The sequence below is a fragment of the Mycobacterium sp. genome (genome assembly GCF_032159765.1).
Taxonomy (GTDB): domain Bacteria; phylum Actinomycetota; class Actinomycetes; order Mycobacteriales; family Mycobacteriaceae; genus Mycobacterium.
Map to the genome: position 1 here is coordinate 21,812 of NZ_JAVHWM010000040.1, position 11,240 is coordinate 33,051.

At 65.2% G+C, this 11,240-nt stretch carries 8 protein-coding genes; 4 read left to right on the forward strand and 4 right to left on the reverse strand.

Annotation, left to right across the window (positions count from 1 at the left end):
- Positions 1 to 35 precede the first annotated feature (35 nt).
- Positions 36 to 710, forward strand: a complete 675-nt coding sequence (locus QOH60_RS04690; protein WP_526417613.1) for a class I SAM-dependent methyltransferase — start codon at positions 36 to 38, stop codon at positions 708 to 710.
- A 66-nt stretch (positions 711 to 776) separates the two neighbouring features.
- Here the strand turns inward: QOH60_RS04690 and mmpH are convergent, their stop codons facing one another.
- Genes mmpH through manT form a run of 3 tightly spaced genes read right to left on the reverse strand, consistent with a single transcriptional unit; the run spans position 777 to position 3,828 of the window.
- On the reverse strand, positions 777 to 1,841 hold the full coding sequence (gene mmpH, locus QOH60_RS04695; RefSeq protein ID WP_526417615.1) for an MMP endo-(1,4)-3-O-methyl-alpha-D-mannosidase: 1,065 nt from the start codon (positions 1,839 to 1,841) through the stop codon (positions 777 to 779).
- The gene (locus QOH60_RS04700; protein ID WP_526417617.1) at positions 1,838 to 2,599 is read right to left on the reverse strand and encodes a class I SAM-dependent methyltransferase; all 762 of its coding nucleotides are present in this window, start codon (positions 2,597 to 2,599) and stop codon (positions 1,838 to 1,840) included. The genes mmpH and QOH60_RS04700 overlap by 4 nt, the downstream gene beginning before the upstream one ends.
- Entirely contained in the window at positions 2,593 to 3,828 is a 1,236-nt protein-coding gene (manT, locus tag QOH60_RS04705; RefSeq protein WP_526417619.1) for an MMP alpha-(1->4)-mannosyltransferase, read from the reverse strand. Before manT ends, QOH60_RS04700 begins: the two co-directional genes overlap by 7 nt.
- Positions 3,829 to 4,064: 236 nt before the next feature.
- Between manT and QOH60_RS04710 the strand changes: the two genes are divergently transcribed.
- Both QOH60_RS04710 and QOH60_RS04715 read left to right on the forward strand, forming a co-directional pair.
- Positions 4,065 to 4,961, forward strand: a complete 897-nt coding sequence (locus QOH60_RS04710) for an SDR family NAD(P)-dependent oxidoreductase (RefSeq protein WP_526417621.1) — start codon at positions 4,065 to 4,067, stop codon at positions 4,959 to 4,961.
- Positions 4,951 to 5,727: an enoyl-CoA hydratase/isomerase family protein gene (locus tag QOH60_RS04715; protein ID WP_526417623.1), complete on the forward strand. Its 777-nt coding sequence runs from the start codon at positions 4,951 to 4,953 to the stop codon at positions 5,725 to 5,727. Before QOH60_RS04710 ends, QOH60_RS04715 begins: the two co-directional genes overlap by 11 nt.
- Before the next feature lie 593 nt (positions 5,728 to 6,320).
- Here the strand turns inward: QOH60_RS04715 and QOH60_RS04720 are convergent.
- Positions 6,321 to 6,911 (reverse strand): hypothetical protein, encoded by a 591-nt coding sequence (locus QOH60_RS04720; protein WP_526417625.1) that lies wholly within the window; start codon positions 6,909 to 6,911, stop codon positions 6,321 to 6,323.
- Positions 6,912 to 7,002: 91 nt separating this feature from the next.
- On the opposite strand from QOH60_RS04720, the gene QOH60_RS04725 reads away from it, so the two are divergent.
- A partial coding sequence (locus tag QOH60_RS04725) for a beta strand repeat-containing protein (protein ID WP_526417627.1) occupies positions 7,003 to 11,240 on the forward strand: 4,238 nt, incomplete at its 3' end.

Consider the following 11,240-nt stretch of genomic DNA (forward strand, 5'->3'; position numbering starts at 1 on the left):
CATGGGCAATCGACCGCACCCGTTAGGTTCGAGGCATGACGAGACCCGGAGCGCCCGAGGCGGTACGGAGGCTGTTCGCGTTGTCCGAGCGCGCCACCGGATTCATGCCGGCCGATGAGGGCAGCGCGCTGTATGACGCGGCGGTCCGCTATCTCGACGGCGGCGTCGCGGTTGAAATCGGCACCTACTGCGGCAAATCGACGCTACTGCTCGGCGCGGCGGCACAGCAGCGCGCCAGCGTGTTGTTCACCATCGACCATCACCACGGCTCCGAAGAGCATCAAGAGGGCTGGGAGTACCACGACACGTCGATGGTCGATGGCCAGACGGGACTGTTCGACACGCTGCCGACACTGCGCCGCACCCTCGATTCGGCTGACCTCGACGACCACGTCGTGGCCGTCGTCGGGAAGTCGACGACGGTCGCCCGTGGCTGGCGGACGCCCCTGCAGCTGGCATTCATCGACGGTGGGCACAGCGACGCCGCCGCGCAGGCCGACTTCGACAGCTGGGCGAAGTGGGTGGAGATCGGTGCGGCGCTGGTCATTCACGATGTGTTTCCCGATCCGCGCGACGGCGGGCAGGCGCCGTACCGGATTTACCGCCGTGCAATCGATTCCGGGCAGTTCCAGGAGGTCTCCGTCACCGGCTCACTGCGCGTGCTCGAACGCATGACGGGCGAGGTGGGCCACCCCATTCCGCCGAGATAGAAACCAGGGTCGTGATTCCGGCGAATCCACGACCCAGGTTTCTGTTTCGCGGAGATACGCCCAGCGTCAGGCCGCACACTCACAGTCGAATTCGGCCGGCAACCCCGACGGCAAGTCATGCCCACGGAACAGTCCGCTCGCAGGAGTGGCGGCCGAGAGAGCGTCTGCGGCCAGGATCATCGCTGCGCCAGTCCACGTGGTGCGTTCTTCCGGCCACCGTTTGCCGTCAGCGAAAACCAGTCCCGTCCAGTACGATCCGTCGTCTTCGCGGAGGTGGTGCATGGCAGCGAACTGCTGCCTCGCGGCGCGACGCTGACCCATCGCGTCGAGCGCCATCACCAACTCGCATGTCTCGGCGCCCGTCACCCACGGCCGGTCGTCGACACATCGGATGCCCAAGCCGTCCACCACGAAGTCGTTCCAGCGTCGAGTAATCCGCGCTACGGCCATCGGCCCGCGTAACGCACCGCCGAGGATTGGGTAATACCAGTCCATCGAGTACCGGTCTTTTTCGACGAACGCGTCGGGATGCTCAACGAGAGCATGCCCCAGCCGGCCGAGAGCGATTTCCCACTCCGGCTGAGGATCGTCCATGAAGTCGGCGAGCGCCACGGCGCAGCGCAAACTGTGGAATATGCTCGCGCAGCCGGTCAGTAGCGATTCAGGCTCCGGGCCGGTCTCGCTTCTGGCCCAGGCAATTTCGCCATACCCCACCTGCAGGTTCAAGACGAAGTCGATCGCCCCGGCGACCACTGGCCACATCGCGGCCGCGAAGGCGCGGTCTGCCGTCACGAGCACGTGATGCCAGACCCCGGTCGCGATGTACGCGCAGAAGTTGGTGTCGCTGTTGGCGTCCTCGATAGCGCCCGAGCGCAGTTGGATGGGCCAGGAACCATCACCGCGCTGCATCTGCCGGCACCACTCGAATGCTGCCCGTGCCGGACCCAGCAGTCCCGCGGTCGTCAGCGCCATGGCGCACTCCACGTGGTCCCACGGGTCCGTATGGCCGCCGGTGAACCAGGGTATGGCGCCCGACGACTCCTGGGCTGCTGCAATCGACAACGCCGTCTGCCTGCACTGGTCTTGCGTCAAGACTCCCGGAACAGCCGGCAGATCATGGGTCCACCTCATGCGGTTCCCCGAGTAGCGTCGCTGACGTTCGCGCTACGGCGGGCGGCCTCGGACTTGACGAAATACATCGCAACACTCTTGCCCACCAACGGATTAAGCACCGACTCGGCCACCCGGGTGAGCCGGGGCCGCTGCATCAGGTCCCACACCAGCATCCTGTGGTAGGCCGACACCGCGGGATGGTCTGGGCGCGATACACCGACAGCGCATTTCAGCCACCAAAACGGCGAGTGGAGTGCATGCGCATGATGAGTATGCGTGAAAGACATTCCAGCGCCGAGGATCTTGCTGCGCAAGTCACTGGCCCGGTAGACGCGGACATGACCGCCTTCGTTGCTGTGGTACTCGTCCGAGAGCCACCAGCAGACCCGTTCGGGAAGCCAGCGGGGAACCGTCACGGCAAGTGTCCCGCCGACCTTCAGGATCCGGATCAGCTCGGCGATGGCCGTATCGTCCTCGGGGATGTGCTCGAGAATCTCCGACGCGATGACGCAGTCGAAAGTCTCGTTGTCATACGGCAACGCCAAAGCGTCACCCACAACAACTTCCGCGCTCGCCGAGGGGGGTACCTCGCCGGACTCACTCATCGCGGTGAAGATCTTCTGTACGCCTTCTAACTCAGCCGCATCCTGATCGAAGGCCACCACGTCGGCACCGCGCCGGAATGCCTCAAACGCGTGCCGGCCAGCGCCGCATCCGACGTCGACGACCTTGCTGCCCGGACCGACGCGCAGCCGATCGAAATCCACCGTCAGCATGATCTCCTCGCGATCGCTCGCTCATACACCCGAACCGTCTGAGCGGCGACCGACTCCCAGCTGAACACCTCGACCGCGCGCCGTCTGCCGGCATCGCCCATCGTGCGGCGCTTGTCAGGAGAGTCGAGCAGATCCGCAAGGGCAGTGGTCAATTCACCGATATCAGCCGCTTTCACGAGCTGCGCACAGGAGCCGTCGGAGCCAAGAACCTCGGGCAGCGCCCCCACTCGGCTCGCCACCACCGGCGTTGCGCTGGCCATGGCTTCGACCGCAGGCAGCGAGAACCCTTCGTACAGCGAGGGGATACAGGCGACGTCTGCCGACGCGAACAGCGCCGCGAGTTCGTCGTCCGGCAATCCGCTGGCGATGTGCACAATGTCCGAAATACCCAGTTCTGCAATGAGTTTGTGGGTCGGGCCGTTCGTCTCTACCTTGGCCACCAACCGGAGTTCGATGTCCCGCTCGACGCGCAGACGTGCCACGGCGTGCAGCAGCGTCGAGACGCCCTTGAGCGGAATGTCGGCACTGGCGATCGCCATGATCCTGCCGGGCACCCGCGGCTCATCAGAAGGCTTGAACAGATCGGTGTTCACCCCGAGTGGGACGACGTCGAGCTGATCGTGCGAGACCCCGAAGTCGTCGGCCACGTCAGCGGCCGAGGACAGCGAGACCGTCAACAAGTCCGGGATCTCGCGCGCGACCCGCTTCTGCATCTCCAAGAAGCCATACCATCTGTGCACCAACGGCTTTCGCCACCAGCGCGCTGCAGCCAGATCGACCAGGCGATCGCGGGTGATCGGGTGGTGCACTGTGGCAACCACGGGGAGCCCGCTCGCCGCGATCTTCAGCAGTCCGGTCCCAAGACTCTGGTTGTCGTGGACGACGTCGAAGTCGCCGATCCGATCGGCAAGCACCCTCGCGACCCGCAGACTGAACGTGCGCGGCTCCGGGAACCCGGCCGTCCACATCGTGGCGAGTTCCAGCAGGTCGATACCGCTCTTGATCTCGCTTGGCCAGGGCACGCGGAAGGGGTCCGGTTCGCGGTACAGGTCGAGGCTGGGCACTTTGGTGAGCCGCACACGCGGATCCAGCAGCTCAGGGTACGGCGGGCCGGAGAACAGCTCGACATCGTGGCCGAGCTCCACCAGCCCGTGACTGAGATGCCGGACGTAAACGCCCTGCCCTCCGCAGTGGGTCTTGCTGCGATAGGACAACAAGGCGATCCGCATGCTCATTCTCTTTTCCGCTGCCGACAGAGTCGTCCAACTAGCTCGATGGCGCCTTGTTTTGAATCTGCCATACGGGGTCCAGCGATCCGGCTGGGGGTTTGCACAACAGCATCTCTGCAGGTGAACCGGCTATCGGGAGCAATGGTTCGAGTACCCGAGCGGGCTCCGACAATAGCTGGACATGTGTCCAGACTATAGTTTCGCCAGTACGACGGCGCAACGCGGATGGAGCTGCAGTGGTGGAACCGGGCCTGTTGGCCGGCCGCGCCGCAGTCGTCGTCGGCGGCAGTCGGGGGATCGGTAGAGAGGTTTCGGCACTACTCGCATCGCACGGCGCCGGAGTAGTGGTGAACGGGCGCGACTCTGACGCCGCCGAGGAGAGCGCGTCGGCGATCGCACGTGACGGTGGACGGGCACTCGCTTATGCCGGCTCCCCCGCGGACGAAGCCACCGCGAGCGCCCTGATCGGATCGTGCGTCGACGCGTTCGGCCGGATCGACGTTCTGATCAACTGCGCGGGCATCGCAGGACGGCACAACTCCTCGATCCTCGACGTCACGACCGCAGAATTCGGCGAGTTCCTCGACTCACACCTGTGGACGGTCTTCCAGACATGTCGCGCCGCCGCGCCGCTGATGGTCGATCAGGGCGGCGGCGCGATCGTCAACACGAGTTCGTTTGCGTTCCTCGGCGACTACGGGGGCACCGGGTATCCCGCGGGCAAGGGCGCCATCAACGCCTTCACGATGGCGATCGCTGGCCAGCTCAAGCCACACGGTGTGCGGGCGAATGTCGTGTGCCCCGGTGCCAAGACCCGGCTGTCGACCGGGCGGGAGTATGAAGCCCACATCGACGACCTGCATCGCCGGGGACTTCTCGACGACGGAAGCAAGGCGGTGGCACTCGACGCGCCACCGCCCGAATACGCGGCACCGATCTACGCCTACCTCGCCAGCGAGATGGCTGCCGGCATCACCGGCGAAATCTTCGTGGCGGCAGGCGGTTACGTGGGCCGCTTCAAGCGTCCGGGACAGGCGCTGATCGGCTACCGCGACCACACAGGCTCACCCCCGTGGTCGATCGACGAGATACATCAGATGCTCGCGAAGGAGATGCACACCCATGGCCAGTGAATCAATCCTTCTCGTCTCTGACGAGGACCGCATACGCACGCTGACGTTCAACCGGCCGGACTCACTGAACGCGTTCAACGAAGCACTGTGTTGCGCAATCAGAGACGCGGTGTCGGCGGCCGCGGATGATCCAGACGTCGCGGTGGTGGTGCTGACCGGAGCGGGCCGGGCCTTCAGTGCGGGCGCCGACCTCGTCGAGATGCAGCAGAACATCACCAACCCGCCCGAAAACGGTGGGCAGCACGGCTTTTTCACGATGGTCCAGGCGCTCAGCGCATTCCCGAAACCGTTGGTATGCGCGATCAACGGCGTGGGAGTGGGGATCGGCGCAACGATCCTGGGCTACGTGGATCTGGCGTTCATGTCTTCGGATGCGCGATTGAAGTGCCCATTCACCAGCCTGGGTGTCGCCCCAGAGGCAGCGTCGTCGTTCCTGTTTCCGCGTCAGGTCGGCCGCCAGAATGCCGCTTGGATCCTGATGTCGTCGGAATGGATCAGCGCCGACGAGGCGCGCGACATGGGTCTGGTCTGGAAAGTGTGCGCGCCGGACGCACTGCTGGCCGAGACCTACCGCCACGCACAGGTGCTCGCCTCGAAACCCATTCCCAGCCTGATGGCCGTCAAGAAAACGATCGTTGCGCCGCTGCAGCCACACATCGACGCCGCCGTCGAGCGCGAAACCGCATGCTTTGCAGAATTGATCGGCGGTGCGGCCAACGCGGCCGCGCTGTCCGACTTTGCTTCCCGCAGCCGACCGGTCGATTAGCCGCGCTGCGTCGCGGCCGCCCGCGACCGACTGCGCATTCTGGCAAAAACCTGACGCCCTACATGTGTTCGACGCTGCCGCCGTTTTTCGGGTGCCCGGCAGCACACTTTGAGCGTCGCTGCCCTTAACTGAGAACACGTCAATACATGACCAGCCCGCCAAAGCGGCTGATAATGGTGCATAAGTACTGAAACGAACTCCAATTCATCTGGAAGGTATGTAGATCACTGTTTGCGCTGTATATAGCCCTGTAAATGCAGCGGCCCGAATACTTTGGTGCCGCCATTCCGGGTTGCGCGAAGTTCGACGCGGGTACACGCAGTGCACGGGCTAACGACAGATTTACGCCAGACGAAGTTTGCCAAAACCATTCCGCTATCGGATAACTTTCGACAGACTAAGCAAATGTGGCTTATGCCTCCTGGCTAAGCCATCTCTATGCAAGCTGTTGGAGGGATGAAGTGAAGGTCGGCTTCGAGCACCCGAATATTTCGGCGGGCGTGCAGAAATTCGGCTTGGCACTCGAAACACGCACAACCCGGCCAACTGCGTTTGCCGGCATCCCGGGAAGGACCTCGCATGGGTAACGCGCGCTATATCGGACGTGTCGGTGCACTGGCCGTGGCGCTTGGCGTCGGAGCGGCCGTGGCGAGTTCCCCTGGTATCGCATTGGCGGAGCCGTCAGCCGACAGTTCGCCGTCCGCGCCCTCGACCCCGGGTGCTGCGGAATCGCCATCGACCCCGGGAGCTGCGACAACCGGTGCAACCTCGACCACTGGCGCGCAGACACCTTCCACGACCACCCCGTCGTCGACCCAGACTCCACCGAGCGGATCTGCGCCTTCCAGTTCGACGAGTGCGACGGGCACGTCGTCCGGCACTTCGCCAGCGGCGACCGGCCCTAATACCGGCGCCGCCCAGGGCACCGGTGGTTCCCGCTCCAAACCGGGCCTCATCGCACCTGGCCCGCTGGCGCTGGGCGAGCGCCAGAAGCCGACGCGTTCAACAGGGCTGGGCGACACGCCTAAGCCGTCGTCGAAGCTCAGCACGGGCTCGCCGTCGAATGAGGCTGATGCGTCGCCGTCCACTGTGAAGCTGTCGGCTACACCGGCACCGTTGCGCACGGCGGTACGAAATCTTGTCAGTGCGACGTCAGGCGTCACGCCGAATTCGTCGTCCGTCACCGCGCAGACAGCGCAAGCAAGCACGTCGCGTCAAGCGAGCACCCTTCAGGCCGACGCGACGCCCGCCGCATTCGCAGGCGCGCCTGCGACATTGAAGACCGCTGTCTCTGGTGTGTTGGCTCTGGTGGGGCTCGCCCCGATTGCGGGCGCCGCCCCGGCGGTGCCAACGGAGTCCCCGACCTTATGGGCAATGCTGGCGTGGGTTCGGCGTCAGTACGGCCAGACTGATTCCGGCCAGCTTTCGCAATCCAGTCGCGCAGCGACACTGACCAGCCAGGCAACCACCGAAACCCAGAGCTCGCAGTCGTTCTCCACCTTTGCCGCGGCCGCCGCCGTCAACACCGCGCCAACGGCCAACCCCACACAGTCGGCGCCGAATCAGACGACCGGCGCCATCACGGGCGCGATTAACGGGGCCGACGTTGACGGGAACACCCTGAGCTACACCGTGACTGGCACGGCACCGGCGAGCGGCTCGGTGACGGTCAACGCGACAACTGGCGCATTCACTTACACGCCCACGCAGGCGGCCCGGTTGGCGGCCGGACAAACCACGGCAGCCGACTTCGACAGCTTCACCGTCTCGGTCAGCGATGGCCAGACGGCCACGACGACGTCCGTCAGTGTGCCGGTGCTGCCCGCAGTCGTCTCCTCTGTGACGACCAAGCAGGTCGGCACGAATCCATTGGGGGTCGCCGTGTCGGCGACCAAGTCGTACGTCGCCAACTCCGCCAGCAACACCGTGTCGGTGGTCGACCGGACGAGCGGCGCAGTGACCACCATCAATGTTGTCGCGACGCCTACCGCGATCGCGCTCAGCGCGGACGGCACCCGCGCATACGTCGCCGGCAACAACGGAGTGTCGGTGATCAACACCGCCACCAACACAGTCGTCGGCTCCTACACCACCGGTGGTGGACAGGCCTACGCAATCGCGGTGTCGCCCAACGGACAACGCGTGTACGTCGCCATGGCGGGCACCAACAAGGTGGCCGTGCTGAACACGACCTCGACAACGCCGACCCTGGTAGCCACCGTGGCGGTCGGCAGCGTCCCGGTGGGCATCGCGGTGTCCGCCGACGGCACACGTGTGTACGTCACGAACTACGGCAGCAGCAACATGTCGGTGATCAACACCGCGACCAACACCGTAATCAAGACCATTTCGACCGGAGCCAACCCCGAAGGGGTCGCCGTTTCGCCCGACGGATCGCGGGTGTACGTAGCCAATCTCGGGTCCAGCAATGTCACGGTGATCAACCCGACTGCCACCACGACGACGGTGGCCACAGTCGCCGTCGGCGCCAACCCGTTCGGGTTGACGATCAGCCCCGACGGCAGCCTCGTCTACACCGCCAACGGACCCGACACCGTCTCGGTGATCAACACGAAAACCAATGCGGTGGTGACCACGTTCTCGATCGACTCCGCGCCCAGTAACAACTGGCACGGAATCGCTGTCAGCCCCGACGGCAATCAGATCTACGTCGGCGACATGTCAAACGCCGCCCTGCGCAGCGTCACGCTGAACCGGGGCAACACTGCGCCGATCGCAGGCACCCCGACGGTCGGTGCGCCCAGCAACACCGACGGCGCGGTCACTGGAACATTGAATTTCAGGGACGTCGACGGGGACACCCTGACCTACAGCGTGCCCAGCCAGCCCAGCAGCGGCAACGTGGTGGTCACCGAGGCGGGCGGATTCACCTACACCCCGACGACCGCGGCCCGTAACGCCGCGGCCCAGACGCCGGGAACGGACACCGCGACATTCAACGTCACCGCCAACGACGGCACAGCCACCTCGACCGTATCTGTGACCGTGACGATCTCCCCACTGGTCGCTAACCGCCCGCCGGTGGCAGGCACTCCGTCGGTCGGCACACCGGATCGGGGAACCGGAACCGTCACGGGCGCACTGAATTTCACCGACCCCGATGGAAACCCCCTGACCTACAGCGTTCCCACTCAGCCCTCGAGCGGAACAGTTACCGTGACCGGCGGCAACTACACCTTCACCCCCAACCAAGCCGCCCGCGACGCCGCGAACACGGCGCAGGGCGCCAAGACCGCCAGCATCACCGTGGTCGCCAGTGACGGGCAGGCCTCTACGCCAGTGACTTTCACCGTGCCCATCAAGGGCACCAACCGGGCACCGACACCAGGCACGCCGGCGGTCGGCACCCCTGACACGACGACCGGAGCAGTCTCCGGCGCCCTGAATTTCACCGACCCCGACAGCGATCCACTGACCTTCAGCGTCACCCAACCGTCGACCGGCACCGTGACATTCAGCGGCAACACGTATACCTTCACGCCGACGAAAGCCGCGCGCGATGCCGCCGCGACACCGAACGGGGCCAAGAACCAGACCATCACCGTCACCGCCAGCGACGGACTGGCCACCGGCTCAGTAACCTTCAACGCACCGATCTCACCAACACCGCCACCGACGGCGTCACCGACCCAGTCTTCGCCGAATCAGGCCACTGGTGTGGTCACGGGTGCGATCAACGGGACCGGTGTCGTCGGAAGCACGTTGACGTACACGCTGACTGGGACGGCGCCGGCGAGCGGCTCGGTTACGGTCAATGCCGCAACGGGGGCGTTCACGTATACGCCCACGCAGGCGGCCCGGTTGGCTGCGGGACAAACCGCGGCCGCTGACTTCGACAGCTTGACCGTGACGGTCAGCGATGGCCCGGCCACCACGCCGGTGACGGTCAGTGTGCCGGTGCTGCCTGCGGTCGTCTCCTCTGTGACGACCAAGCAGGTCGGCGTGAATCCGCTGGGGGTCGCGGTGTCTGCGACGAAGGCGTACGTCGCCAATTCCGCCGGTAACTCGGTGTCGGTGGTCGACCGGACCAGCGGCGCAGTGACCACCATCAGTGTTGTCGCGACGCCCACCGCGATCGCGCTCAGCGCGGACGGCACCCGCGCCTACGTCGCCGGCAACAACGGCGTGTCGGTGATCAACACCGCCACCAACACAGTCGTCGGCTCCTACACCACCGGTGGTGGACAGTCCTATGGAATCGCGGTGTCGCCCAACGGACAACGCGTCTATGTCACGATGACCGGTACCAACCGGGTAGCGGTGCTCAACACCGTCAACACCACGCCCACTTTGGTCACGACCATTGCCGTCGGCGGAACGCCCGCGGGCGTGGCCGTGTCGGCAGACGGTACCCGCGCCTACGTCACCAACTACGGCAGCAACACCATGTCGGTGATCGACACGTCCACCAACGCTGTGGTCAAGACGATTTCGACCGGAGGAAACCCGATAGGCGTGGCCATCTCTCCAGATGGCACGCGGGTCTACGTGAGCAACCTGGGTTCCAACAACGTCACGGTGATCAACCCGACAGCCACCACGACCACGGTCGCGACGATCACTGTGGGCGCCAACCCGTTCGGTCTGGCGCTCAGTCCCGACGGCAGCCTGTTGTATGCAGCCAACGGCATCGACACCGTCTCGGCGATCAACACGATGACGAATGCGGTGACGACCACGTTCTCGATCGACTCCGCGCCCAGTAACAACTGGCACGGAATCGCTGTCAGCCCCGACGGCAATCAGATCTACGTCGGCGACATGTCAAACGCCGCCCTGCGCAGCGTCACGCTGAACCGCGGCAACACCGCGCCAGTCGTAGGCACGCCGACGGTCGGCTCGCCGAGTGGAAGTAACGGCGCAGTCACTGGCACCCTCAACTTCAATGACGTAGATGGTGACACCCTGACGTACAACGTGCCGAGCCAGCCGAGCAGCGGGAACGTGGTCGTCACCGCTGCGGGCGGGTTCACCTACACCCCGACGACCGCGGCGCGCAATGCCGCGGCCCAGACGCCCGGCACCGACACCGCGACGTTCAACGTCACCGCCAACGACGGCACAGTCGCCTCGACCGTGGCCGTGACCGTGACGATCTCTCCGCTTGCGGCCAGCAATAACCCGCCAGTGGCAGGCACGCCGTCGGTCGGCACACCTGATCGGGGATCCGGAACCGTCACGGGCGCACTGAATTTCACAGACCCCGACGGAAACCCCCTGACCTACAGCGTGCCCACTCAGCCGTCGAGCGGAACAGTTACCGTGACCGGCGGCAACTACACATTCACTCCGACCCAGGCCGCCCGCGATGCCGCGAACACGGCGCAGGGAGCCAAGACAGCCAGCATCACCGCGGTTGCCAGCGATGGCCAGGCGAGCACTCCGGTGACTTTCACCGTGCCGATCAAGGGCACCAACCGGGCACCGACACCAGGCACGCCGGCGGTCGGCACCCCTGACACGACGACCGGAGCAGTCTCCGGCGCCCTGAA